This is a genomic window from Roseburia sp. AF12-17LB (assembly GCF_003479605.1).
GTDB classification, from domain to species: domain Bacteria; phylum Bacillota; class Clostridia; order Lachnospirales; family Lachnospiraceae; genus Roseburia_C; species Roseburia_C amylophila.
Window position 1 is genome coordinate 511,915 of sequence record NZ_QUHR01000001.1, and the last position, 25,939, is coordinate 537,853.

General features: G+C 42.0%; 22 protein-coding genes. 21 read left to right on the forward strand and 1 reads right to left on the reverse strand.

The window, feature by feature from the left end; all coding sequences use genetic code 11:
• Positions 1–13: 13 nt before the first annotated feature.
• Complete coding sequence (locus DWV68_RS02260; RefSeq protein WP_117946503.1) at positions 14–1,093, forward strand: HD-GYP domain-containing protein; 1,080 nt, start codon at positions 14–16, stop codon at positions 1,091–1,093.
• 53 nt (positions 1,094–1,146) lie between these two features.
• Here the strand turns inward: DWV68_RS02260 and hcp are convergent, their stop codons facing one another.
• Positions 1,147–2,820, reverse strand: a complete 1,674-nt coding sequence (hcp, locus tag DWV68_RS02265; RefSeq protein WP_118664924.1) for a hydroxylamine reductase — start codon at positions 2,818–2,820, stop codon at positions 1,147–1,149.
• 336 nt (positions 2,821–3,156) lie between these two features.
• On the opposite strand from hcp, the gene DWV68_RS02270 reads away from it, so the two are divergent.
• From DWV68_RS02270 to DWV68_RS02360, 20 genes are all read left to right on the forward strand, one after another.
• On the forward strand, positions 3,157–3,573 hold the full coding sequence (locus DWV68_RS02270; RefSeq protein WP_117840584.1) for a MarR family winged helix-turn-helix transcriptional regulator: 417 nt from the start codon (positions 3,157–3,159) through the stop codon (positions 3,571–3,573).
• 73 nt (positions 3,574–3,646) lie between these two features.
• The gene (locus DWV68_RS02275; protein WP_117697641.1) at positions 3,647–4,975 is read left to right on the forward strand and encodes an MATE family efflux transporter; all 1,329 of its coding nucleotides are present in this window, start codon (positions 3,647–3,649) and stop codon (positions 4,973–4,975) included.
• Between the two features lie 82 nt (positions 4,976–5,057).
• Positions 5,058–5,627 (forward strand): TetR/AcrR family transcriptional regulator C-terminal domain-containing protein, encoded by a 570-nt coding sequence (locus DWV68_RS02280; RefSeq protein ID WP_118664926.1) that lies wholly within the window; start codon positions 5,058–5,060, stop codon positions 5,625–5,627.
• A 144-nt stretch (positions 5,628–5,771) separates the two neighbouring features.
• Positions 5,772–6,917: a lactaldehyde reductase gene (gene fucO, locus DWV68_RS02285; RefSeq protein WP_022243917.1), complete on the forward strand. Its 1,146-nt coding sequence runs from the start codon at positions 5,772–5,774 to the stop codon at positions 6,915–6,917.
• Between the two features lie 83 nt (positions 6,918–7,000).
• Positions 7,001–7,372, forward strand: a complete 372-nt coding sequence (locus tag DWV68_RS14945) for a hypothetical protein (protein ID WP_330408235.1) — start codon at positions 7,001–7,003, stop codon at positions 7,370–7,372.
• A 76-nt stretch (positions 7,373–7,448) separates the two neighbouring features.
• Positions 7,449–7,880 carry a hypothetical protein gene (locus tag DWV68_RS14950; RefSeq protein WP_330419923.1) on the forward strand — a complete coding sequence of 144 codons (432 nt, stop codon included), beginning with the start codon at positions 7,449–7,451 and terminating at the stop codon, positions 7,878–7,880.
• A 22-nt stretch (positions 7,881–7,902) separates the two neighbouring features.
• Positions 7,903–8,952: a threonine aldolase family protein gene (locus DWV68_RS02295; protein ID WP_118664928.1), complete on the forward strand. Its 1,050-nt coding sequence runs from the start codon at positions 7,903–7,905 to the stop codon at positions 8,950–8,952.
• A 59-nt stretch (positions 8,953–9,011) separates the two neighbouring features.
• Positions 9,012–9,842 carry a metallophosphoesterase gene (locus tag DWV68_RS02300; protein ID WP_118088266.1) on the forward strand — a complete coding sequence of 277 codons (831 nt, stop codon included), beginning with the start codon at positions 9,012–9,014 and terminating at the stop codon, positions 9,840–9,842.
• Entirely contained in the window at positions 9,817–10,128 is a 312-nt protein-coding gene (locus DWV68_RS02305; RefSeq protein WP_117697545.1) for a hypothetical protein, read from the forward strand. Before DWV68_RS02300 ends, DWV68_RS02305 begins: the two co-directional genes overlap by 26 nt.
• Before the next feature lie 11 nt (positions 10,129–10,139).
• Positions 10,140–11,720: a spermidine synthase gene (locus tag DWV68_RS02310; RefSeq protein WP_242988696.1), complete on the forward strand. Its 1,581-nt coding sequence runs from the start codon at positions 10,140–10,142 to the stop codon at positions 11,718–11,720.
• 147 nt (positions 11,721–11,867) lie between these two features.
• Complete coding sequence (clpB, locus tag DWV68_RS02315; RefSeq protein WP_022243920.1) at positions 11,868–14,462, forward strand: ATP-dependent chaperone ClpB; 2,595 nt, start codon at positions 11,868–11,870, stop codon at positions 14,460–14,462.
• A 77-nt stretch (positions 14,463–14,539) separates the two neighbouring features.
• Positions 14,540–15,235, forward strand: a complete 696-nt coding sequence (locus tag DWV68_RS02320; RefSeq protein ID WP_118664930.1) for a polysaccharide deacetylase family protein — start codon at positions 14,540–14,542, stop codon at positions 15,233–15,235.
• A 223-nt stretch (positions 15,236–15,458) separates the two neighbouring features.
• Complete coding sequence (locus DWV68_RS02325) at positions 15,459–16,784, forward strand: replication-associated recombination protein A (protein ID WP_022243922.1); 1,326 nt, start codon at positions 15,459–15,461, stop codon at positions 16,782–16,784.
• A 19-nt stretch (positions 16,785–16,803) separates the two neighbouring features.
• On the forward strand, positions 16,804–18,087 hold the full coding sequence (locus tag DWV68_RS02330; protein WP_118664932.1) for an aminotransferase class I/II-fold pyridoxal phosphate-dependent enzyme: 1,284 nt from the start codon (positions 16,804–16,806) through the stop codon (positions 18,085–18,087).
• 10 nt (positions 18,088–18,097) lie between these two features.
• The gene (locus DWV68_RS02335; protein ID WP_118664934.1) at positions 18,098–18,958 is read left to right on the forward strand and encodes a DMT family transporter; all 861 of its coding nucleotides are present in this window, start codon (positions 18,098–18,100) and stop codon (positions 18,956–18,958) included.
• A gap of 556 nt (positions 18,959–19,514) precedes the next feature.
• On the forward strand, positions 19,515–20,753 hold the full coding sequence (gene glyA / locus DWV68_RS02340; RefSeq protein WP_118177127.1) for a serine hydroxymethyltransferase: 1,239 nt from the start codon (positions 19,515–19,517) through the stop codon (positions 20,751–20,753).
• 210 nt (positions 20,754–20,963) lie between these two features.
• Positions 20,964–22,355 (forward strand): efflux RND transporter periplasmic adaptor subunit, encoded by a 1,392-nt coding sequence (locus DWV68_RS02345; protein WP_118664936.1) that lies wholly within the window; start codon positions 20,964–20,966, stop codon positions 22,353–22,355.
• Positions 22,352–23,038 carry an ABC transporter ATP-binding protein gene (locus DWV68_RS02350; protein ID WP_022243927.1) on the forward strand — a complete coding sequence of 229 codons (687 nt, stop codon included), beginning with the start codon at positions 22,352–22,354 and terminating at the stop codon, positions 23,036–23,038. Before DWV68_RS02345 ends, DWV68_RS02350 begins: the two co-directional genes overlap by 4 nt.
• Positions 23,035–24,654 (forward strand): biotin/lipoyl-binding protein, encoded by a 1,620-nt coding sequence (locus DWV68_RS02355; RefSeq protein ID WP_118664938.1) that lies wholly within the window; start codon positions 23,035–23,037, stop codon positions 24,652–24,654. Before DWV68_RS02350 ends, DWV68_RS02355 begins: the two co-directional genes overlap by 4 nt.
• Before the next feature lie 14 nt (positions 24,655–24,668).
• Entirely contained in the window at positions 24,669–25,922 is a 1,254-nt protein-coding gene (locus DWV68_RS02360; protein WP_118056416.1) for an ABC transporter permease, read from the forward strand.
• The last annotated feature ends 17 nt before the right edge of the window (positions 25,923–25,939 follow it).

The window sequence follows — 25,939 nt, forward strand, 5'->3', positions numbered from 1 at the left end:
GCGGAGTGACAGAATGAGACTTAGAAAAATTCCAATTGATTTTTTATGGGAAGGCCTGGAACTTTCCGGAGATATTTATAATGACAGAGGTTCGGTGCTGCTTTTGAAACGGGGCGAAGTCCTGACACAGGACCGGTTAGATAAACTTTCCAAGTTTGAACGTGGTGGATATATTACAACCAGTGAGGAAACTTATCAGGAAATTCTCAACAGTGGAAAAGCACCAAGAGCTGCATTGCAGAGAGTATACGAAGAAGCAATCGGCTATACAGCATTAAAAAACGATGTAGACAGTATTTTTTCTGTAACCAGAAATGCTTCCGAAATTAATATGGAAGCAACGGAGACTGTTACAAAGGATATTTTTACTAAGATTAAGGTATTGGATTTTCCTAAAATATTTCAGTGTATTGATGCACCGAGAGAGATGGATGAGAATTTGCAGCGCCATTCCCTGAACGTAGCATTTACCAATGGTGTTATCGGGCAGTGGCTGAAGCTTCCGGAACCGGTGATTAAAAAGCTGGTATGCGCCGGATTAGTGCACGATATCGGAAAGACGAAGATACCGGAAGAAATCTTAAATGCACCGAGAAGACTTACGGAAGAAGAATTTGAAATCATAAAAGCTCATCCCGTTTATTCATATGAGCTGCTTTGGGATAATGTAGATGAAGATATCCGGTTAGCGGCAAGACATCATCATGAGCGGCTGGATGGCAAGGGTTATCCGGATCAGATTGCAGGAGATGAGATTTCTCTGCTGGCAAGGATTACCGCCATTTCCGATGTGTATGATGCCATGATTTCCCAGAGAAGTTATAAGGAATCCATGATTCCTTTTGATGTGTTGGAGAAATTTAAAAAGGGTGAATTTCCGGGACTGGATGAACGCCTGGTAGACTTATTTGTGAAAAATATGGTGGAAAATTACCGGGATGTAAAGGTACAGATGTCCGATGGAAGAATCGGTGTGGTGCGTTACATTCCACCAAATGACCTGAATCATCCGATTATCAACTGTAATCATGATGTCAGTCAGACAGATGATAAATGGTATTGCGTCTGCATTGCAAATCAGACAGGAAAATAGATTTTGCATAAATAAAAACCTCTTTACCAGAAAACTGGTAAGGAGGTTTTTGTTTACAGGCTCTGTTTCAGACAGGTTTTGATATCATCGGAAGCATTGCTGATTGGTTTCAGGTGGAAGGTATCGGTAAGATACTGCAGCACATTTGGACTGATGAAGGCAGGAAGCGTTGGACCTAAATAAATATCATGAATGCCAAGGCTTAAAAGGGCAAGCAGGTCAGCAACCGCTTTCTGTTCATACCAGGATATAATCAGTGACAGTGGAAGTCCGTTTACGTCCGTTTCAAAAGCATCTGCAAGTGCAGTAGCAATGCGGATGGCAGAGTAGACATCATTACACTGTCCCACATCTAAAAGGCGTGGAAGCCCTGCTACTTCACCAAAATCTAGTTTATTAAAACGGTATTTTCCGCAGGCAAGCGTTAGAATCATACAGTCAGATGGAACCATTTGGGCAAAGTCAGTGTAGTAATTTCGACCCGGACGGGCACCGTCACAGCCGCCGATAAGGAAGAAATGGCGGATTTGTCCGCTTTTAACAGCTTCCACAAGCTGTGGGGCATAGCTTAAGGCAGCGTGGTGTCCGAAACCTACCAGAATCTCTTTTGCCGGCTGGTCTTCCTGAAAACCGCCAAGTTCAATTGCCTGTTTTATGATTTCACTGAAATCTTTGTCTCCATTTTCTTTCCGACCGACATGTTTCACACCATCCCAGCCCACTACATTCGTGCTGTAAATCCTGTCTTTGTAGGAATCTCTCGGGCGCATCAGGCAGTTGGTGGTCATCAGGATACAGCCTGGAATGTTGTCAAACTGTTTCTGCTGATCCTGCCAGGCTCCACCGAAGTTACCTATAAGATGAGAATATTTTTTCAGTCCATCATAACCGTGGCAGGGCAGCATTTCACCATGGGTATAGATGTTGATGCCGGTGCCTTCCGTCTGCTTCAACAGCATTTCCAAATCCTTTAAGTCGTGGCCGGAGACAATGATAAATGGCCCCTTTTTAATAGTAACATTTACCTTATGCGGGGAAGGATTGCCATAAATAGTGGTATTGGCATCGTCCAGTTTTTTCATGACTTCAATAGCCATTTCACCGGTACGCATGGTCAGACGGATCAGGTCTTCGACAGTCAGCCGGTCATCGGTAATGGCTTCTAATGCCAGTATATAAAAGTCATCCACTTCATCACTGAAGTAACCTAATTCTCTTGCCTGATGACCATAGGCACTGATACCTTTTAAACCGTAGAGAATAGTCTGACGGAGGGAGCGGATGTCTGGGTCTAAGGATTTGTCATACATAATGCCCGCCATAGGAGCATCCTTTAACATATCCGTTTTTGAATCCGGCAGATGATAGGTGGCATGGAGTGTGGAATTCGAAATTTCACCTACCAAATTGTGAAGTTCTTCTTTGATTTGCTGTGATTGCCGGAGCAGTGCCACATGTACATCTGCATCAAAATTTACATTGGTAAGTGTCGTAAAAAGTACATTTTCAATAAAGCTTACAATCGATTTGTCCATATGTTGTCCCTGCTCCACCAGCACTTTTCCGTAGCAGCTGATTCCCTTTATCTGAAAAATAAGTAAATCCTGCAGGTTGGCAATTTCCGGTGTCTTTCCGCATACGCCAAGCTTTGTACAGCCTTTGCCACCGGCTGTCTGTTCACACTGATAGCAGAACATTTCATAATTTAAATCCATGTTATTTCCCATACGATAATCTCCTTTTATAGAAAATTTTTTGGACGATTGCGAAAAGATATATTTTTCTTTCAAAATTTTTACTATAGAAGGGCATTTCAGCACAAATTACTTCCAATGCCCTTCTATATTTAAAATTTTTGAAATAAATTCTTACGTTCTTTTTCATAATCGCCTAAGAAAAGTTTATATATCGGCATTAGCATGAGCCGGGAAAAGGAATATTATGCATGAAGAAATAGAGTAGATAAAATAGAAAGTTGACAATGGAATAAAATCTGACTAAAATACTTAGGAACCGAACTAATTAGAAATAGTAATAAGTTTAAAGAAAGGAACAGATTTGCCATGGAAACAGGAAAGGTAATTAATAAAATATCCAACCGGCTCCGCAGACGTTCTAAGAAAATACAGGAATCTATCGGAATCAGCGGAGCAAAGGGTAACATCTTAAATTATATTCTGGTGGAATCAGAAAACCATCCGGTATACCAGAAAGAGATTGAGGAAGAATTTGGCTTGCGTCCGTCTACTGCAACAGAGACTTTAAAGAATCTTGAGCAGGCAGAACTAATCTGTCGGGTGCCGGAATCAGAGGATGGAAGATATAAGAAGATTGTTTTTACAGAACAGGCGCGGAAGATTGAACATATTCTGCGAAAGGAAATTACGGAATCGGAAGAACTTTTATTACAGGGAATTAAGGAAGAAGAAAGAAAAGAATTTTTAAGAATTGCCGAGAAGATGCTTCGGAATCTGGAATGAGAAATTTAAAGTTACAAGAGGCCAATGAGTGTCTTTGGGAAGCAGATTTTACCGGCAGAAAGGAAGGGTTACAATGGACGAAAATGAATTAATGGGCAGCATGAAGGTGTCGAAGGCAGTAGCAAAGATGGCAATTCCAAGTGTCATCAGCAGTCTGGTTACTGTCGTTTATAATATGGCGGATACATTTTTCGTAGGGCAGACAGGGGATCCGTTGCAGGTGGCAGCAGTCAGTCTGACGAATCCGATTTTTATATTATTCATGGCATTTGCCAATATGTTTGGTATGGGCGGAAGCGCAGCGGCATCTATGGCATTGGGCGAAAAGAAGGAAAAAAGAGTAAAGCAGGTTTCTTCTTTTATTACCTATGCATCACTTATCGTGGGAATTGTTTTTGCTGCAATTTTACTGGTTGGAATGCAGCCGGTTTTACAATTGTTTGGAGCAGATGCAGATACTTATGAACTGGCGAAAGGATACACAACATACATTTCTTATGGTGCACCGTTTATTATCTGGTCTGCGGCAGCAAGCTTTGTTGTGCGTGCGGACGGAGCCAGCCGGGAAGCTATGACAGGAAGTATGATAGGAACCGTGGCCAATATTATTTTAGACCCGATATTTATCAGTGGATTTGGTATGGGTGCAGCAGGCGCAGCCATTGCAACGACTATTGGAAATATAATGGCGAGTGTATATTATCTTTGGTATTTCTGTAGAAAGAGCAGGAACATGTCTATGGCATTCCGGTATTTTAAATGTGGGGACAGAATTCTGTCCCAGGTATGCTCGGCAGGACTTCCAACAGCTATTTTTTCTGCATTGATGAGCATTTCTACGATTATTTTAAACCAGATTCTGGTGGCATATGGAAATGCACCGGTAGCGGCTATTGGAATTGTATTTAAGGCAAATATGTTTATCACATTTTTACAGATGGGACTGGCAAATGGAGTACAACCGTTATTAGGCTATAGTTACGGTGCAGGGAACAGGGAGCGTTTTATTACAGTGGAACGTTATACGAAGAAATGCTGTCTGATTGTAGGTGTATTGGCGACAGCACTGTTTTTCTTTTTCCGGGAGCCGATTATCCGCCTGTTTATTTCTGATACAGAGGTCATAAATTATGGTGTGGAAATGCTGATTGCTTATATGATTTCCGGTCCGGTCATTGGCATTTTATTTATGAATATGAACTGTATGCAGTCTACCGGAAATGCACTTCCGGCAACGATTCTTTCTATATTGAGACAGGGCGTACTTTTGATTCCGGTGCTTTACGGCTTGAATGCATTGCTCGGTCTGCACGGTGTTATCTACGGACAGGCATTGACGGATTATGTGGCAGTTCTCCTTTCTATTGTAATCTGGCGTTGGAAACGCAGGAAAACTTTATAGGCGAAAATGGTCAGGTTGCCTTTTTCACAGGTTGGTGCTATGCTGACGATAGTAGATTGGCAGAGTAAGTGGAGGAGAAGGCATGGAGCAGAATGTTCAGAAAGCAGAACAGATGAAATACCGGCTGGCAGATGCCATGAAGCAGTGTATGGCGAAGATGCCGATAGAACGGATTACAGTCCGGCAGATTGTGGAACTGAGCGGAACGACAAGACAGACATTTTACCGTCATTTTCAGGATAAATATGATCTGATAAACTGGTATTTTGACAAAATTTTAGCAGAATCCTTTGAACATATGGGAGAGGGAAAGACGGTATGTGAGGGGCTGGTAAAGAAATTTGAATATATTGAGCAGGAAAAATTATTTTTCCGGGCTGCATTTAAATCAGACAGCCAGAACTGCTTAAGAGACCATGATTTTGAACTGATTACCCGGTTTTATACGGATAAAATAGAAAAGAAATCAGGACAGAAATTATCGGAGCATCTTCATTTCCTTCTGGAAATGTATTGCCAGGGTTCAGTTTATATGACAATTCAGTGGGTGCTTGGAAGAAAGAAGACTACACCGAGGGAACTGGCAAAGGCACTGACGGAAGCGGTGCCGGCAGAACTGAAAGCAGTATTTGAAAAATTGCAGATGATATAGTGGTGACGGATGATGATTGAGAGTGGAATTTGCCCATGACAGATATTGAAAAATCAAGTGACAGAGTTGCCTTTTTGTAACTTTTTATTTGTCTTTTTCATTGGTAAAATAGAGGTATCAATAAAGGACAAAGGAGAAGATAAAATGGCAAACAGAATTATGTTAAACGAGACTTCCTACCATGGCGCAGGAGCAATTAAAGAAATCGCAAACGAGGCAAAGGCAAGAGCATTTAAGAAAGCATTTGTCTGTTCTGACCCGGATCTGATTAAGTTTGGTGTAACATCCAAAGTAACCGATGTATTGGATGAAGCAGGACTTGCTTATGAAATCTATTCAGATATTAAGGCAAATCCTACCATTCAGAACGTACAGCATGGTGTGGAAGCATTTAAAGCATCAAAAGCAGATTATATCATTGCAATTGGTGGTGGTTCATCTATGGATACATCAAAAGCAATTGGTATCATTATTGCAAATCCGGAATTTGAGGATGTCAGAAGCTTAGAGGGTGTAGCTCCGACAAAGAAGCCTTGTGTTCCGATTATTGCTGTACCGACAACAGCCGGAACTGCAGCAGAAGTTACCATTAACTATGTAATTACAGATGTAGAGCGTAAGAGAAAATTTGTATGTGTAGACCCGCATGATATGCCGGTTATCGCAGTAATTGACCCGGAGATGATGTCATCTATGCCAAAGGGACTGACAGCTTCCACCGGAATGGATGCACTGACACATGCCATTGAAGGATATACTACAAAGGCTGCATGGGAAATGACTGATATGTTCCATTTGAAAGCGATTGAAATTATCAGCAGATCTTTAAGAAGTGCAGTTGCAAATGAAAAAGAAGGCCGTGAAGGAATGGCATTAGGACAGTATATTGCAGGAATGGGATTTTCTAATGTAGGACTTGGAATTGCACATTCCATGGCACATACATTAGGTGCTGTATATGATACTCCACATGGAGTTGCCTGTGCAATGATGCTTCCAATCGTAATGGAATATAACGCAGAATGCACTGGTGAGAAATATCGTGAGATTGCAAGAGCAATGGGTGTAAAAGGCGTAGATGACATGTCTGTAGAAGAATACAGAAAGGCAGCCATTGATGCGGTACAGCAGTTATCTGTAGATGTTGGAATTCCAACAAAATTAGAGGCGTTAAAGGAAGAAGACTTAGAATTCCTTGCAGAATCCGCTTTTGCTGATGCCTGTGCACCGGGCAATCCAAAGGATACAAATGTAGAGGATTTGAAAGCTTTATTCCGTAAACTGATGTAATCAGAAGCTTGGAAAATATATTGTAGAAGAAAAAGATAACGGACTCCCGGAGCATCGGAAAAGCGATGTTCCGGGAGTTCTTTATGAAAAATTTATTTGCGTCTGATAGGATGGAACCGTATAATGAAATTGGATTGATATTCAATAGAGCATACTTTGTGAAGGGTTTGAGAGAGGAATCGGAAACAAAGGAGGCTATTAATCTGAACAGCGAAATTACAAATGCAGTAAAAGCTGCAAGAAATCGGGCACAATATGATGAATGTGCCAAAAGACTCTTAGGACAAAAAAGTATTCTGGCGCATATTTTGGTGAATACTGTGGATGAATTTAAAGGTATGAATCCCAAGGATGTGATACCGTATATTGAAGGAGAACCACAGGTTGGTGTTGTGCCCATAGAACCGGGCGATATTCTATGTAAGCAGGCTTATTTCATCCCAAAAGGAACGTGATTTTTGGCATTCGGATTATGATGACATAAAACGGGTATTTAGTATCTGGATTTGCATGAATATGGATATGAATTCGATGAGTTATATTCATCTGATGAAAGAAGATATCGTAAATGAATATGACTGGGAAGGAAATATAGACCTTTTGAATATTGTATTGCTTGGTGTAACAAATGAAGTTCCCAAAAGAGAGGAACGCTATGAGCTGCATCGGCTGATAAGCACACTTTTGTCAAATGAAATAGAAGCAGAAGAAAAATTAAATATGATAGAACTGGAATATCAGATTCCGGTAAGTGAAGAATTGAGAGAGGAAGTGAACCTGATGTGTAATCTGAGTGAAGGAATAGAAGAAAGAGCAGCAGAAAAGACATTAAGAGAAACAAATAAAAAAGTAATTACCAATATGCACAGGAAGGGCTATACCTTAGAACAGATAGCAGAGATTGTGGAAATTAAACCGGAGGAAGTAGGAAAAATCATAGAAGAAGAATCTATGTCAGTATAGAATAGAGAGAGGAAGTAGAAAAATGGCAACACAGTTAGCGTTTGCAAGTGATTATATGGAAGGAGCACATCCGGCAATTCTAAAAAAGTTAGCGGAGACAAATCTGATAAAAAGTGCCGGATACGGACTGGATGAATATTCGGAGGCTGCAAGGGAAAAGATACGAAAAGCCTGCAATGCACCGGAGGCAGAGGTGCATTTTCTGGTGGGAGGAACACAGACCAATGCCACGGTAATTGATGCCCTGTTGGCATCTTATCAGGGAGTGATTGCGGCAGAGACCGGACATGTCAGCTCCCATGAAGCAGGAGCTATTGAAGCAGGTGGACATAAAGTATTGACGATTCCACAGACAGATGGAAAAATCAGCGCAGAAAAGGTGGAAGAAGTCTTAAATACATTTAAAGAGGATGGCAACCGTGCTCATATGGTGATGCCGGGAATGGTATACATTTCCCAGCCGACAGAATATGGAACCTTATATAACCGGCAGGAATTAGAAGCATTAAGTAAAGTATGCCGCAGCAATGGTATTCCACTTTATTTAGATGGAGCAAGACTGGCTTATGCACTGGCATGCCCGGCGAATGATGTGACATTAGAAGATATTGCAGCATGCTGCGATGCCTTTTATATCGGAGGAACAAAATGCGGTGCATTGTTTGGAGAGGCAGTGGTATTTCCGAAGCCAGGACTTATTCCGCATTTCTTTACCATCATAAAACAGCATGGAGCACTGCTTGCTAAGGGACGGATACTTGGCATCCAGTTTGATGTCTTATTTGAAAATGATTTGTATGAGCATATCGGAGAGCCGGCAATTGCAGCGGCAGATAAGATTCGGGAAGGCTTAAAGGAAAATGGAATTGAGCTTTATCTGGATGCTCCCACCAATCAGGTATTTTGCGCGGTAGACAATGCATTTATGGAAAAGCTTGCGCAAAAAGTTGAATTCAGCTTCTGGGAGAAAAAGGATGAGACGCATACGGTAATTCGTTTTGCAACCAGCTGGGCAACGACAATGGAAGACGTAGATGAGCTGATAAAATTGATTAAACAGATAAATGAGTAGATGAATGATAGACGGATAAACAGATAATGAATAAAAAGGATGGAATGAGGATTTAAAAGATGTGGGCAATACTAATGATAGTACTGTTTTTCAGTGCGTTTGCAGGAATCATCTATCTGATAAACCGGATTGGAAAATTTGGTTTCCTGAATAAAATAACAAAAGGAAAAAAGTGGCTGCGCATCCTAATTAGTGCGGTTTTGGTATGTGGAATCACCGTAATACTCTGGGTAGCGTGGGGTTCGATGAATGCTATAGTATGCATTCTGCATCTGATTATATTCTGGCTTATCAGTGACGGAATTTTTGCACTGATAAAAAAACGCCGGAAGAAATCTTTGAAAAGATATTATGCCGGAGCTGTGGCACTTGTATTTACCATAGGATATCTTGGAAGCGGCTGGTATCTGGCACATCATGTATGGGAGACGGACTATCAGATTCAGACGGATAAGGAAGTAGGAAGCCTTCGGGTGGCAGTATTTGCAGATTCCCATGTAGGGACAACTTTTCATGGGGAAGGCTTTGCCGAGCATATGAAAACCATAGAGGAGCAGCACCCGGATGTGGTTCTGATTGTGGGAGACTTTGTGGATGATGATACGACAAAAGAAGATATGATAGCCTGCTGCAAAGCATTAGGAGAGCTTGATACGACTTATGGTGTATATTATGTCTTTGGAAATCATGATAAAGGATATTATCCGCCGGAATACCGGGGCTATGATGGAAATGATTTGATAGTGGAATTAGAAAAAAATCAGGTACATGTTCTGCAGGATGAGGTAGAACTGATTGCGGATAAATTCTATATAATAGGAAGACAGGATAAATCCGAAGAATATGCAGAAAAAAAGAGCCACAATGGAAGAACTGACGGCAAACCTTGATCCGGATAAATTCTCCATTGTATTAGACCATCAGCCACAGGATTATGCAGCGCAGCAGAATGTCAATGTGGATCTGGTTCTTTCCGGACATACCCACGGTGGACAGCTATTCCCGCTGATGACCATTGAGAATCTTACGAAAATGACACCGGATGACCGTGTCTATGGATATGAGCAGAGAGAAAATACGAATTTTATTGTAACATCAGGAATTTCCGACTGGGCGATTAAGTTTAAAACGGGATGTAAGTCGGAGTATCTTATGATTGATATTGAAGGAAAATAAAAGAGGTGTATATGAAAAAGTTATTTTTGTATTTGACGGAATTTTTTGCAGGAATGTCAGTGATGGCAGTAGAGTTAGGCGCAAGCAGATTACTTGCACCATATTTTAGTTCTTCCCAGATAGTCTGGACAATCATTATCGGAACCATTATGATTGCCATGGCATTGGGAAATATTTATGGCGGAAGGACGGCAGACAAATCACCGAACCCGGATAAACTGTATGGAAGAATTATCATTGCCGCAATCTGGATTGCATTAATTCCGGTAGTGGGAAAATATATTATCATAGGAATATCAGCCCTTTTAATCTTTGCGGTAAATAATAATTTCCTGATTATTGCAGCTTTTGCAGCCTGCATGGTAATTTTCGTATTTCCGCTGTTTCTGTTGGGAACGGTAACACCATCCCTGGTAAAATATTCTGTTGATAATTTAGATGACAACGGAAAGACAGTAGGTACCTTAGGGGCATTTAACACCATCGGAAGCATCATTGGAACCTTTATCCCAACCTTTGTGACAATTCCGGCAGTAGGAACATCCGTTACATTTCTTATCTTTGCGGGAATTTTACTGGCATTATCCATCGTATATTTTATCAATGCGCATACCGGAAAGAAGAAAATAGTTGCATCTATTCTGATATTTGCACTGTGCTGCGGGTTTGGATATTCCGACTCATTTGCATTCTGGGAAAATAATCTGACCTATGAGGGGGAATCCGTATATAACTATCTTCAGGTATACGAAAATCAGGACAAGGTGTCCTTATCCACCAATGTGTTATTCGGTGTGCAGTCTGTGTATATGAAGCAGGATGAACTGACCGGCATGTATTATGATTATGCCATGGCGGCACCGCTTATGTTAAAAGACAAAGAAATATCAGACATGGATGTGCTGATTCTTGGAATGGGAACCGGTACTTATGCAACCCAGTGCCGGAAATATTTTGGAGATATGAATGTGGAAGGTGTTGAAATTGATGAGAAGATTACAAAGCTTTCCAGACAGTATTTTTCACTTTCGGAGGATGTGCCGGTAACGACTTATGATGGAAGAGCATTTTTAAATGCATCCGATAAGAAATACGATGTCATTATGGTAGATGCTTATCAGGATATTACGATTCCGTTTCAGATGTCTTCCGTTGAATTTTTTACGCTGGTAAAAGAGCATTTAAATGAAAATGGCGTAATGGTGGTGAATATGAACATGCGTGGGCAGAAAGAAGGAAATATTAACCAGTATCTTTCCGACACCATAGGAAGTGTATTTGGAACAGAATATACTGTGGATGTGGCAGGCTCTACAAACCGGGAACTGTTTGCATCCGACAATGGAGAAATTTTAAAGAATCTTTCTAACAACATTTCCAAGCTTGAAAATCAGGAGTTAAAGGGAATGATGACAGAGGTATTGGCAGATACCGTTTCCTATGAAAAGGGCGATTATATTCTTACAGATGATAAGGCACCGGTGGAACTTCTTGGAATGCAGGTGATTGATGAGATGATAAAAGATGAAGTTGCATATTATAAGGGAGTTTATAAAGAGGAAGGGCTGAAAGGACTGCTGAATTCCTTTTAAATATAAGAAAAATAGTAATTAACAAAAATTGTCTGAAAATTTTAGCACTCACCTCTTGACAGTGCTAATAATGCGTGCTATATTTATGCTTGGAAACAGAAATAACAAGAATTCGTTCATAGCACAGTGGGAAATGAGGTGAAAGATATGAACATTCAGAAATTTACACAGAAGTCAATGGAAGCAATCCAGGATTGCGAAAAATTAGCATATGAATATGGCAATCAGGAAATCGAGCAGGAACATCTTTTAGTGGCATTACTGCAGCAGGAAGATGGACTGATTTTAAAACTGATCGAGAAAATGGAAATCCAGAAGGAGCATTTTGTAGACAATGCAATCCGCCATCTGGAAGCAAGAACCAAGGTGTCCGGCGGCCAGGTTTATGTCGGCCAGGCATTGAATAAGGTATTGATTAGTGCAGAGGATGAGGCAAAGCAGATGGGAGATGATTATGTCTCCGTAGAGCATCTGTTTTTATCCTTGTTAAAATATCCGAACCCTGCATTAAAGGAAATTTTTAAGGAATATGGTATTACAAGAGACCGTTTCCTGCAGGCACTGTCTACGGTGCGTGGCAACCAGCGTGTGACCTCCGATAATCCGGAAGCTACTTATGATACCTTAAATAAATATGGTTATGATATGGTAGAGAGGGCGAGAGACCAGAAGCTGGATCCGGTCATCGGACGTGATGCAGAAATCCGGAATGTAGTGCGAATTTTGTCCCGTAAGACGAAAAACAATCCGGTACTGATTGGCGAACCCGGTGTAGGTAAAACCGCAGTTGTAGAGGGACTGGCACAACGGATTGTACGTGGTGATGTTCCGGAAGGATTAAAGGATAAGAAGCTCTTTGCACTGGATATGGGTGCATTGGTAGCCGGAGCAAAATACCGTGGTGAATTTGAGGAACGTCTGAAAGCAGTATTGGATGAAGTAAAGAAATCTGAAGGACAGATTATCCTCTTTATCGATGAGCTGCATACCATTGTCGGTGCAGGAAAAACCGATGGAGCCATGGATGCCGGACAGCTTTTAAAACCAATGCTTGCCCGTGGAGAACTGCATTGTATCGGTGCTACCACATTGGATGAGTACCGGGAATACATTGAAAAGGATGCCGCATTGGAACGAAGATTCCAGCCGGTTATGGTAGACGAACCAACGGTAGAAGATACTATTTCTATCCTGCGTGGATTAAAGGAGAGGTATGAAGTATTCCATGGAGTAAAGATTACCGACAGTGCACTGGTTTCCGCAGCAGTGCTTTCAAACCGTTATATCTCAGACCGGTTCTTACCGGATAAGGCAATTGACCTGGTGGATGAAGCCTGTGCACTGATTAAGACAGAGCTTGATTCCATGCCGACTGAGTTAGATGAACTGAACCGTCGTGTCATGCAGTTAGAGATTGAAGAGACTGCATTGAAAAAAGAGGATGACCGTCTGAGCCAGGAGCGTCTGGCAGACTTACAGAAAGAGTTAGCAGAGCTTCGGAGTGAGTTCCAGAATAAGAAGGCACAGTGGGACAATGAAAAGAAATCCGTAGAGAAAGTCCAGAAGCTGCGTGAGGATTTGGAAAGCCTGAAAAATGAAATCCAGCAGGCAGAGCAGAGCTATGATTTAAATAAAGCGGCAGAATTAAAATATGGTAAGCTGCCTCAGTTACAGCAGCAGTTGGAAATTGAAGAAGAGAAAGTCAAAGGTGAAGATTTATCACTGGTACATGAAAGTGTCAGCGAAGAAGAAATCGCAAAGATTATCTCCCGCTGGACCGGAATCCCGGTAGCCAAACTGACCGAGAGCGAACGAAATAAGACACTGCACCTTGATGAAGAACTGCATAAACGTGTCATTGGACAGGACGAGGGCGTTACCAAGGTAACAGAAGCAATCATCCGTTCCAAAGCCGGAATCAAAGACCCGAGCAAGCCAATCGGTTCTTTCCTGTTCTTAGGACCAACCGGTGTAGGTAAGACAGAGCTTGCCAAAGCATTAGCAAGCTGCCTTTTCGATGATGAATCCAATATGGTCCGTCTCGATATGAGCGAGTATATGGAGAAATATTCCGTCTCCCGTCTGATTGGAGCACCTCCTGGATATGTAGGCTATGATGAAGGTGGTCAGCTGACGGAGGCAGTCCGCCGGAAACCGTATTCCGTAGTCCTCTTTGATGAGGTGGAAAAAGCACATCCGGATGTCTTTAATGTACTGCTTCAGGTACTGGATGACGGACGAATTACCGATTCCCAGGGACGTACCGTAGACTTTAAGAATACCATTATTATCATGACTTCTAACTTAGGCTCCATGCATCTGTTGGAGGGCATTGACGAAAATGGCGAGATTCGTCCGGAAGCAGAAGAAGCTGTTATGGAAGAACTGAAGGGTAACTTCCGGCCGGAATTTTTAAACCGTCTGGATGAAATCATTATGTTCAAGCCGCTGACCAAAGACAACATCGGCAACATTATCAAGTTACTGATGGAAGATCTGAATAAACGTCTTGCAGACCGTGAACTGAAAGTGGAACTGACTAAGGCTGCTGAGGATTATATTACCGAGAAAGGTTATGACCCGGTATATGGTGCAAGACCGCTGAAACGTTTCCTGCAGAAATATGTGGAGACATTGGCAGCAAAATTGATTCTTGCAGATAAAGTCAGAGAGGGAGATACCATTCTTATCGACCTTACCGATGGAGAACTGACTGCCAGCGCAAAACCGGCGACCGCCTGAAATGGTTCAAGTCTGACATAATAAGAAATGCAGTTGCTGCATATATTGTCAGGAGAGCAGAAAAGTAACGGTGTAAAATGAGTCGAATCCGAAAAGCATTGATATGGATGAATCTGGCACTGGCGGTATTGGTAATTGCCGCCGGAGCCTGTCGGATCCGTGTCAATCATCTGGTAAATGCAGAGAGTATGAATACAAAGAAAACAAGTGGAATAAAAGAGGTTGCATTGACATTTGACGATGGACCAAGCCCGGAATGTACGAAAGATTTACTGGAAGGGCTGAAGGAGCGCAATGTCAAAGCAACCTTTTTTGTGATCGGAGAGAAAGCAGAGGCATATCCGGATTTGATAAAGAAAATTCAGGATGATGGGCATATCATAGGAAATCATTCCTATACCCATGTGAACCTTGGCATCTTATCGAAGAAAGATGCCTGTGAGCAGATTCGAAAGACCAATGATGCCATTTATCAGATTACCGGGGAATATCCGCAGTTTTTGCGTTCTCCTTTCGGAAGCACCCAGAAGAATCTGGACTGTCAGATGAATATGATAGAGGTGCTCTGGGATGTAGACCCAAGGGACTGGGAGGTGCAGAATAAGGAAAAAGTCGTCAATAAAGTAATGACGGATGTCAAAGATGGTGATATTATTTTATTACATGACGGTTATGACAGCAGTATGCTGGCAGCCTTTGAGATTATTGACCGGCTGCAGGCACAGGGTTATGAATTTGTAACGGTAGATAAGCTGATATTTGAGTTACCTTGAGAAAAAAGAATGTTTCAATGGATTTTTGGTGTGTTTTCACTGGAAAATCGAGAAAAAATACCAGAATAGACTTGTCAAAAGACAAAAATTAAGGTATGGTATCTTAGGATGAAATGAATTATTTTAAAGCTCAAATGTCATTTTGAAACCAAAAAAGTATAAAAATGAAGAAAAATAAGAGTAAAAATGCAAGATTCGTTTTGAAATTATGCAAGGAGCAAAAATGGATTTATTTGATTACATGCGGGAACAGAATATGGAAAAAGAGTCTCCCCTTGCGGCAAGACTTCGTCCCACGACCTTAGACGAAGTAGTCGGGCAGGAACATATTATCGGAAAGGACAAGCTGTTATATCGTGCCATTAAAGCAGATAAGTTAAGTTCTATTCTTTTCTATGGACCGCCGGGAACCGGAAAGACCACGTTGGCAAAAGTGATTGCCAATACCACCAGTGCTGAATTCCTTCAGATGAATGCTACATCTGCAGGAAAGAAGGACATGGAGGAAGTGGTGCAGCAGGCAAAGAACAATCAGGGAATGTATGGAAAGAAAACGATTCTTTTCATCGACGAGATTCATCGTTTTAATAAAGGACAGCAGGACTACCTTCTGCCTTTTGTAGAAGACGGAACGATTATCCTGATTGGTGCCACAACGGAAAATCCATATTTTGAAGTCAATGGAGCTTTACTATCCCGTTCCATTATTTTCGAACTGCATGCACTGGAAAAAGAAGATATTAAGAAGCTTTTGGTGCGGGCAGTTACCGATAAGGAAAAGGGAATGGGTGCATATCAGGCAGTCATCGACGAGGATGCACTGGAATTCATGGCAGATGTTGCCAATGGAGATGCAAGAGCAGCCCTTACCGCCATTGAACTTGGAATCTTAACCACACCACGAAGCGAAGACGGACTTATCCATATTACAATCGATGTGGCACAGGAATGTATCCAGAAGCGTGTAGTGAAATATGATAAGGCAGGCGATAATCATTATGATACGATTTCTGCATTTATCAAAAGTATCCGTGGAACAGACCCGGATGCAGCCCTTTATTACCTCGCAAGAATGTTATATGCAGGAGAAGATATCCGTTTCATCGCAAGAAGAATCATGATCAGCGCGGCAGAGGATGTTGGTACAGCAGACCCGATGGCATTGAATGTAGCGGTTTCTGCAGCACAGGCAGTAGAACGTATCGGTATGCCGGAGGCACAGATTATTCTTGCAGAAGCAGTTGCCTATGTGGCAAGTGCCCCAAAGAGTAATGCATCCTATATGGGACTGAATCGAGCGATGGATGTGGTAGAACATACCAAAACGGCACCGATACCAAATCACTTAAAGGATGCACATTACAAATCCGCTGGAAAATTAGGACATGGTCTGGGTTATCTTTATTCCCATGATTACCCGCACCACTATGTCAGACAGCAGTATCTTCCGGACGGGCTGACGGATTCGGTATTTTACGAGCCGACCGACAATGGAAAAGAAAAAGAAATCGCCCAGTGGCTTCACTGGTTAAAAGAAAATGATGAATGATACAGGAGGAAGGAATAAGATGCAGTCTTATCAGGAAATGTCAAAAGAAGAATTGTATAAGGTAAAGGAAGGCCTTGAAAAAGAATATGCAAAATACAAGGGAATGGGTCTTTCTTTAAATATGGCAAGAGGAAAGCCGGCAGCAACCCAGCTCGACCTTGCTATGCCGATGCTGGATGTATTAAACAGCAGCAGTAAATTAATTGCAGAAGATGGTACAGACTGTAGAAATTATGGAGAATTAAAAGGAATTCCGGAAGCAAGAAAATTAATTGCAGATATGGTAGGAAGCACACCGGACCATGTCTTTGTATACGGTAATTCCAGTTTAAATGTTATGTACGATACCGTATCCCGCTCCTTTACCCACGGTGTCATGGGAAGTACACCATGGTGCAAACTGGATAAAGTAAAATTCTTATGTCCGGTACCGGGTTATGACCGTCATTTCGGTGTAACAGAATTCTTTGGCGTAGAAATGGTAAATGTACCGATGACTTCTGAAGGACCGGATATGGATATGGTAGAGCGTCTGGTAAGCAGTGATGATTCCATCAAAGGAATCTGGTGTGTACCAAAATATTCCAATCCGCAGGGAATTACTTATTCCGATGAAACTGTCCGCCGTATGGCAGCATTAAAGCCGGCAGCAGAAGACTTCCGTATTTACTGGGACAATGCCTATGTAATTCATCATCTCTATGAAGATGAGCAGGACAGCCTTTTAGACATCATCAGCGAATGTGAGAAAGCCGGCAACCCGGATATGGTATATGAATTCTGCTCTACATCAAAGGTAAGCTTCCCGGGAAGCGGTATTGCCGCAATCGTAACTTCCAAGGCAAACCTTGATTTCATTGAAAAACAGTTTACGATGCAGACTATCGGACATGATAAGATTAATCAGCTTCGTCATGTACGTTATTTCAAAAATATTGACGGAATCAATGCACATATGATGAAACAGGCTGCAATTATGCGTCCGAAGTTTGAAATGGTAGAAAAAACATTACAGGATGAATTAGGCGGGCTTGGAATCGGTTCCTGGATTAGCCCGAAGGGTGGATACTTCATCTGCTTTAATACTTTGCCGGGATGTGCAAAGAGTGTTGTTGCCAAAGCAAAAGAAGCAGGCGTTGTTATGACACCGGCAGGAGCACCTTTCCCTTATGGAAAAGACCCGGAGGATTCTGTTATCCGTATTGCACCAAGCTTCCCGACTATGGAAGAACTTGAGACAGCAACTAAAATTTTTGTACTTTGCGTCAAACTTGCAAGCGTAGAAAAACTGCTTGCAGAATAGAAAGAATCATATGAAACAGGAAAAAAGACAGGGAATTTTATTTATTATAGGAGCAGGGTTCTTTTTTGCACTGATGACATTTTTTGTCCGGCTGTCAGGAGACCTGCCTACGATGGAAAAGGCTTTTTTCCGAAATGCAGTAGCTGCCGTTGTGGCAGCTTTTCTGCTCATCCGGGCAAAAGAGCCATTCTATGCACCAAAGAAAAGCTGGGGCGGACTGTTCATGCGAAGCTTCTGCGGAACGGTAGGATTAGTCTGTAATTTCTATGCCATTGACCGGCTGAATATTGCAGATGCCAATATGTTAAATAAGTTATCGCCTTTCTTTGCAATTATTATGTCAACCTTTATTTTAAAGGAAAAGGCAAATAAAGTAGAATGGGGAGCAGTCGTGCTGGCATTTACCGGAGCCTTGCTTGTCATTAAGCCATCCTTTGACATACAGTTTGTTTACGGATTAATTGGAGCACTGGGCGGACTGGGGGCAGGAATTGCTTATACCTATGTGCGTAAATTGGGGAAAATGGGAGTGAAGGGACCGGTTATCGTCCTTTGTTTTTCACTCTTTTCCTGTGTTGTCACATTGCCGTTTTTTATCATCGGATATAAGCCCATGAGCATGACACAGTTTGTCTGCCTTATGCTGGCTGGTGTATGTGCAGCAGGCGGACAGATCTGCATTACCACAGCATATACGAAAGCACCGGCAAAAGAGATATCTGTTTTTGATTACACCCAGATTATCTTTGCGGCACTTCTTGGCATTCTGTTCCTGGACCAGATACCGGATGCCCTCAGTGTTGCAGGCTATATTGTAATCATTGGAACTGCCATATTTAAGTGGCAGTATAATATGAAACACGACACCTAGAAAAGGGAACTGGAAAAGATATCTGAAAATGCACTTTTTTACGGTAATGCGTAAAATTACAGTTGCGTTGAATCAGGCTATCACTTATAATGATACTCAAAGTAAATATATTGGGCGATTGCGAAATTGGATAACCAGTCTTTCCAATGTTTGACATCGTCGCTGCATTGTTCGTCAACTTCAGATGCATGATAAGGGCTGTTAGGGGCACTTAGAATTTCGTCTGTTCTTTGGCAACGCTGGCACAGGGACGTGCCAGCGAGGCGCAATTGAACATGGATGTGAATTTGCGCCGGTTGCCGGAATGTACGATGTCCATGCCGAAATTCTTAGTGCTCCTTGCAGGCTTTATGCCGCATCTGCAGTTGGCGGACAGTACAGCGACCCCGTCAAAGCAACGGAAAGACAGTTTACAATCAAGCAAAACATACACTTAAGAACTGCTGGCATTCCAGTACAAATAACTCCAAATCCCCTTTCATAGCAAAATTTTGAAAGAAAAGCTGTCCCCTTTCGCAATCGCCTAAAGAAAATCACATAGAGAAGGAGAAGAAACATGTATACATTAGAAGATATTCAGGCAGTGGACATGGAAGTTGCAGATGCCATTACCAAAGAATTTGACCGTCAGAACAGCCACATCGAGCTGATTGCATCCGAGAACTGGGTAAGCCCGGCAGTAATGTCAGCAATGGGCAGTGTAATGACCAATAAATATGCAGAAGGCTATCCGGGAAAGAGATATTATGGTGGATGTGACTGCGTTGATATTGTAGAGAACCTGGCAATTGAGAGAGCAAAAGAACTGTTTGGCTGTGACTATGTAAACGTACAGCCACATTCCGGTGCTCAGGCAAACATGGCTGTACAGTTCGCAATTTTAAAACCGGGTGACACCGTAATGGGAATGAACTTAGACCACGGCGGACATTTAACACACGGAAGCCCGGTAAACTTCTCTGGAACTTATTTCCATATTGTACCTTATGGTGTAAATGATGAAGGCTTCATTGACTACGATAACGTAATGAAGATTGCAATGGAATGTAAGCCAAAGATGATTATTGCAGGTGCGTCCGCATATGCAAGAACCATTGATTTCAAGAAATTCCGTGAAATCGCAGATGCCTGTGGTGCAGTTCTTATGGTTGATATGGCACATATTGCCGGACTTGTTGCAGCCGGACTTCATCCAAGCCCAATTCCATATGCAGATGTTGTAACAACAACAACCCATAAAACCTTAAGAGGACCAAGAGGCGGAATGATTCTCTGCAATCAGGAAGCAGCAGATAAATATAACTTTAACAAGGCAGTATTCCCGGGAATCCAGGGCGGACCTCTGATGCATGTCATTGCAGCAAAGGCAGTCTGCTTGAAAGAAGCATTACAGCCGGAATTCAAGGTATATCAGCAGGGTATTATTGATAATGCCCAGGCACTTTGCAAGGGATTATTAAGCCGTGATATCAAGATTGTATCCGGCGGAACTGACAACCATCTGATGTTAGTAGACCTTACTAATTATGATTTGACAGGTAAGGCAGTAGAAAAATTATTAGACTCTGTAAATATCACCTGTAATAAGAATACCATTCCGAATGATCCAAAGTCTCCATTTGTAACCAGTGGCGTCCGTCTCGGTACTGCAGCTGTTACATCAAGAGGCATGAATACAGAGGATATGGATAAGATTGCAGAAGCAATTGCCATGATGATTAAAGAGGGTGAAACAGCTTCTGAAAAAGCAAGAGCAATCGTATCAGAGTTAACTGCAAAATATCCTTTGAAATAAATCACAAAAAATTTCGTCAGGAAATTAATGATTTCTTAAGAAATCTTAGGAATTATCCATGCTGTATTTCAGATAAGAAAATGATAAAATAGTCGTAAAGTATGAAAGCTTTACGGCTATTTTTTCGATTGTCAGGCATTCCTGAGAAACTGCCAACGGCAGCTTCTACAGGTAAAAGGCAGAAAAAAGGAATTATTCAGGAGGAGACAGATGAGCAAAAAGAAGGTAGGCATTATTATTGGAGTTATTGCAGCGGCAGTAGTTGCAGCCGGAGTAGGATTCTATTTCCTAAAGGGAAGAAGCAACGGTGGAAATTCTGCAGACAAGGTATATGTAGAAAAAGTATCTGCAATTATGAACCAGTCAGCAGGAATCAATAATCGTTACAGTGGTGTGGTAGAACCACAGGAGACCTTAGAGATAAATAAGGATTCCGAACGTAAAGTAAAGGAAGTATACGTTTCTGTTGGTGATGAAGTAGAAGAGGGAACCGTATTATTTTCCTATGATACAGAAGATCTGCAGATGCAGATAGACCAGGCAAAGCTTGAGATGGAAGGCATTGCAAATGACATTTCCAATTCAAATGCACAGATTGCAGAATTGCAGAAAGAAAAAGCAAGCGCACCGGAAGACCAGCAGTTTGAATATACCACACAGATTCAGACACTGCAGACTTCCATTAAGCAGTCAGAATACAACAAGAAAAGCAAACAGGCAGAGATTGACAAATACCAGAAATCCATCGACAACTCAGAAGTAACCAGTAAGATGGCTGGTGTTGTAAAAGAAATCAATGAAAACGGGGTGGATCCCAATGGAAATACTGCAGCATATATGAAAATATTAGCGACAGGCGAGTACCGTGTAAAAGGAACAATTGATGAGACTTCTGTAGGAACAATATCTGAGGGAACACCGGTTATTTTACGTTCCAGATTAGATGAGACGCAGACCTGGACAGGAAGTATTTCCAAGATTGATACTGAAAGCACGCAGACTGACAGTAATTCTTCTTATATGTATGATGGAAGCAGCTCCGGAGATTCTGCGTCCAAGTATTCATTCTATGTTACTTTGGACAGTACAGACGGACTGATGTTAGGACAGCATTTATATATAGAGCCGGATTACGGACAGGGCGAGGTTGAAGAAAAGGAAGGACTCTGGCTGTATGACTATTATATTGTGCAGGATGATGGAGACCCATATGTGTGGGCAGCAGATAAGAAGAACCGTCTGGAAAAACGTAAAGTGGAATTAGGCGAGCATGATGAAAATCTGGGTGAATATGAGATTAAATCCGGACTTTCTGAAGATGACCTGATTGCATTCCCGATGCAGGGACTGTATGAGGGTGTAGCTGCAGTTACCAATATGGAAGAAGTAGATTATTCTTCTCCGTTATACAATCAGGAATCTACAGATGATTCCGGTATGGATGAGGGAATGTATGATGAAGCCGGAACTGAATCTATGGATGAAGGCATGTATAATACTGACGGAACCGAATACATGGACGAAGGAATGTATGATGAAGCCGGAACTGAATTAACAGATAGCGGCGAGTCAGGTGCGACAGATTCGGAGGTGGTTGAATGATTCTGAATCTGCAGCATATCTATAAAGATTACAATCAGGATAAACTGGTAGTTCCGGTATTGAAGGATGTATCTTTACAGGTAGAAGAAGGAGAATATGTTGCTATCATGGGACCGTCCGGTTCCGGGAAGACAACATTGATGAATATTATCGGGTGTCTGGACAGACCGACTTCCGGAACCTATGAACTGGCAGGAAAGGATGTCTTAAACTTAAAAGACCGTGAGATGTCTGCTGTCCGACTGAACAGTATTGGATTTGTATTCCAGAGTTTTCAGCTGATGCCAAGGGAAAGTGCACTGGATAACGTATCACTTCCGCTGAGCTATGCCGGTGTAAAGAAGAAAGAACGGAAAGAAAGAGCACAGAAGGCATTGGAGCGTGTAGGATTAGGAGACCGTTCCGGGTTCCGTCCGACACAGCTTTCCGGTGGACAGAAGCAGAGAGTAGCAATTGCCCGTGCCATGGTAAATAATCCGAAGATTTTACTGGCAGACGAGCCGACCGGAGCATTGGACCAGAAATCCGGTAAACAGATTATGGAATTGTTCCAGAGCCTGAATGATGAGGGCGTTACCATTGTCATGATTACCCACGATATTAACATTGCAAAACAGGCAAAGAGAATCCTCCATATAGTAGACGGAGAAATATTTACAGACGATGAGGAGGGCAAGGCATGAAAAAGAAAGTTGTAATTGCAATTCTAATCGTAGTTTTAGCCGGAGGTGGAATCACCGGAGGAATAGTAGGATACCGGGCATACCAGAATAGTAAGCTGGTAGCAGAGGTACAGTCAGTATCCATGTTAAATACTGGTTCCTGGGGTGACAGCATGGAAAGTGACGGAACCGTGACCAATGGACAGCAGCAGGATGTTTATGTCAGCACAGAGCAGACCATTCAGAAAGTGTTTGTAACAGAAGGACAGGAAGTATCCGAAGGTGACCCGCTGTTACAATATGATATGACCAATATTGACCTGGCAATTGAGATGAAGAAATTAGACATCCAGACAATCGAAAATAATAGTGCTGTAGCACAGAAGGAATTGGAAAAGCTTAAAAATACCAAGCCAATCAGCAATGCCACAACAAGTACACCGTCTGTAGACAGTGTGACGCCATCAGCACCGGAAACACCATCTACGGATACTTCTGTAACCACACCGGATACGGTAGAAGAGAAGAACGGAGATGCCTATAATTATATTTCAACAACGGCGCAGCCATATACCGGAGATGGAAGCCAGGAGAATCCATACCGCTTCTTATGTACAAAGGAAGCATATGTCTATGGAAGCTATCTGAATACATTGAAAAGTGAGGGGAAGGTTGCGGTATTTGAAATTCATGACGGAAATACCGTAGCCGGAACCTTAATCAGTGCATGGACAAAAGTCGGTGCAGCTTTAGAGGAAGCAGACCCGGATGCAAAATGGTATGTTATTGATGGAAGTAAAGTAATTAATGAGCCGGATGTCCCGGATACCCCGGTCGAACCGGTTGTACCGGATACACCATCTGTACCGGATGATAACCAGCAGAGCGGATATACGGCAGATGAACTGGCAAAAGAGATTGCGGATAAAGAAAAAGAACTGACTAAGCTTGATCTGGATAAAAGAAAAGCGGAGCTTGCGTTGAAACAGATGGAAAGCCAGTCAGAAGATGGAATGGTTTATGCTGAGTTTAATGGTACCGTAAAGAAAGCAGGAGATCCGGATAATCTTCCAAATGATGGAAGTGCATTTTTGACACTTTCCGGTTCAGATGGTCTATATGTAAAAGGAACTCTAAATGAGCTTGCATTGGAACAGGTGAAAGTCGGACAGAGTGTTACAGCAACCTCCTGGAGCACCGGAATGGTATTTGATGCAACAATAACAGAGATTAATGATTACCCGGAGGATTCCAATGGCTATTATTATGGCAATGGCAATCCGAATGCATCCTATTATGGCTATACCGCATATATTGAAGACAGTACTGGACTTAGCAATGGAGACAACTTAAGTCTTTCCATTAATCTTGGTGGAGATGAAGATGCTTCTGATAAGATTTATCTGGATAAAGCGTATGTGCGTAAGGAAGATGGTAAGAGCTATGTCATGAAGGATGATGGAACCGGTCATCTGGTAAAGCAGTATGTGAAGACAGGAAAGACCATATACGGATATGCAGTAGAAATCAAATCCGGAGTTACAATGGATGATTATCTTGCTTTTCCATATGGTAAGACAGCAAAAGAAGGAGTCAAAACCAATAAGGATGAAGATTCCGGAACTGTAATGTATTAGTAGGAGGGACGAACATGTTAGAAAATTTAAGATTATCTTTTCAGGGTATCTGGTCACACAAGATGCGTTCCTTCTTAACTATGCTGGGTATCATTATTGGTATTGCAGCGATTATTGCAATTGTATCTACGATTAAAGGAACGAATGAACAGATTGAGCAGAACCTGATTGGCGCAGGTGATAACAATGTTACAGTGCAGTTGTATCAGGGAGATTATTCTATGGATTTTTCCTATGGAAGCGTACCGGGTGGAATTCCGGTAATTACAAATGAAGCACTGGAGCAGATTAAAGATCTGGATGAAGTAGAGGATGCATCTTTATTCCTTTCCAGACAGGATTATGATGGAGCATACTATAAAAATACTTCTCTTTCCGGCGGTTATATTATGGGTGTAGACAATGGCTACTTTAATACTGCGGGAATGATTATGAAGAGCGGACGCTGCTTTACCGAAGAGGACTACAGTGATTTTGCAAAGGTCGCAATCTTAGATGAAGATTCTGCAGAAGCATTATTTCAGGGTGAGAATCCAATTGGAAAGACCATTGAGATTAAGCAGCAGCCATATATTGTTGTAGGAATTGTAACCAAGAGCGAGCAGTTCGAGCCGGTTATCAATTCCATTGATGATTATTATACTTATTCCCAGGACAGCAGTGGTAAGATTTATGTACCATCTGTAACCTGGCCGATTATCTATCGTTATGACGAACCACAGCAGGTCCTCATTAAAGCAAAGAGCACCAGCGATATGACCAATGCAGGAAAGAAGAGTGCCGATATTTTAAATGGCTATCTTGCAACATCGGATGATACCATTAAGTACAAATCCGAAGACTTACTGGAGCAGGCAAAACAAATTCAGCAGTTGAGCCAGTCCACCAATACCATGTTAATCTGGATTGCCGGAATTTCCCTTCTGGTTGGCGGTATCGGTGTAATGAATATCATGCTGGTATCCGTAACGGAGCGTACCAGTGAGATTGGTCTGAAGAAAGCAATCGGAGCAAGAAAGTCTGTTATCTTAGGACAGTTCTTAACCGAGGCAGCAGTACTTACCAGTTTAGGCGGATTGATTGGAGTTCTGGTGGGAATCATATTAGCTGAGATTATCTCGAAACTTAGTACCACACCGGTTGCCATCAGTGCACCGGCAGCCGTAGGCGGCGTGGTATTCTCCATGATTATCGGAATTATTTTCGGTCTTCTGCCATCCTATAAGGCAGCAAACTTAGACCCAATCGAGGCATTGCGTCACGAGTAAAAAATAGAAAACGTGTA